Below are 1,800 nucleotides of genomic sequence, written 5' to 3' on the forward strand. Positions count from 1 at the left end.
ACTGCCACGGGCACCATCGCGATCAGTGATGTCGATAGTGACGACGCGCCAACCTTTGCCGACGTCACACAGGCAGGCACTTACGGCTCGTTGGAGCTAGTCGGTGAGAACTGGACCTACACCCTCGATCAATCTGCCGTGCAGGATTTAGATGCCGGTGATCAGGTGACCGACACCATCACCCTTACTGCAAGCGATAACACACAACAAGATATTGTGATCACCATTACCGGCACCGACGACTTACCTGAAGTCACCGGTAGCTTTACCGGCTCAGTCACCGAAGGCAACGTGGGCGATGCCCCTGTCACTGCCACGGGAACCATTGCGATCAGTGATGTCGATAGTGACGATAATCCAACCTTTGCCGATACCACTGAAGCGGGGACTTATGGTTCGCTCGAGCTGGTCAATGGCAGTTGGACCTACACCCTTGATCAGTCTGCGGTGCAGGATTTAGATGCCGGCGATCAGGTGACCGACACTATCACCCTGACAGCCTCTGATGGCACCGAACAAGATATTGTTATCACCATTACGGGGACGAATGATGCCCCTGAAGTAAGCGGTAGCTTTGTTGGTTCTGTCACCGAAGGCAACGTGGGCGATGCGGCGGTGACTGCGACGGGTACGATTGCCATCAGTGATGTCGATAGTGACGACGCGCCAACCTTTGCCGATACCACAGAAACCGGGACTTACGGTTCGCTCCAGCTAGTTAACGGTAATTGGACTTACACACTTGATCAGTCTGCGGTGCAGAGTTTAGATGCCGGCGATCAGGTCACCGATACTATCACCCTCACTGCCTCTGATAGCACAGAGCAAGATATTGTTATCACTATTACGGGGACAAATGATGCCCCTGAAGTAAGCGGTAGCTTTGTTGGTTCTGTCACCGAAGGCAACGAAGGTGATGCACCTGTCACTGCCACCGGCACCATTGCGATCAGTGATGTGGATAGCGACGACAATCCGACCTTTGCCGATGTGACACAGGCAGGCACTTATGGCTCGTTGGAGCTAGTAGATGGTGCTTGGACCTACACCCTCGATCAGTCTGCCGTGCAGGATTTAGACGCCGGTGATCAAGTGACGGACACCATCACCCTTACTGCAAGCGATAACACGCAACAAGATATTGTTATCACCATTACGGGGACCGACGACTTACCTGAAGTCACCGGTAGCTTTACCGGCTCAGTCACCGAAGGCAACGAAGGCGATGCGGTCACTGCCACGGGTACCATTGCGATCAGTGATGTCGATAGTGACGACGCGCCAACCTTTGCCGATACCATTGAAGCAGGAACCTATGGTTCGCTCCAGCTAGTTAACGGTAATTGGACTTACACCCTTGATCAATCTGCGGTGCAGAGTTTAGATGCCGGCGATCAGGTGACCGATACCATTACCCTGACGGCAAGCGATAACACGCAACAAGATATTGTCATCACCATTACCGGGACGGATGATGCGCCTGAAGTGAGTGGTGAGTTTGTTGGCTCGGTCACCGAGGGCAATGAAGACGATGCCCCTGTCACTGCCACCGGCACCCTTGCGATCAGTGATGTGGATGACGGCGATAATCCGACCTTTGCGAATACTACAGAAGCGGGGACTTATGGCTCGTTAGAGCTGGTGAACGGCAATTGGACTTACACCCTCGATCAGTCTGCCGTGCAGGATTTAGATGCCGGCGATCAGGTGACCGACACCATCACCCTCACCGCAAGCGATAACACACAACAAGATATTGTTATCACCATTACCGGCACCGACGACTTACCTGAAGTCACC

At 53.4% G+C, this 1,800-nt stretch carries 1 protein-coding gene; it reads left to right on the plus strand.

Annotated features, from left to right (window positions below; genetic code table 11):
* On the plus strand, nt 1-1,800 hold a 1,800-nt coding region (locus tag BZG25_RS15550), incomplete at both ends, for a VCBS domain-containing protein (protein ID WP_198535235.1).

The organism is Salinivibrio sp. ML198, from assembly GCF_001996015.1.
Taxonomy (GTDB): domain Bacteria; phylum Pseudomonadota; class Gammaproteobacteria; order Enterobacterales; family Vibrionaceae; genus Salinivibrio; species Salinivibrio siamensis.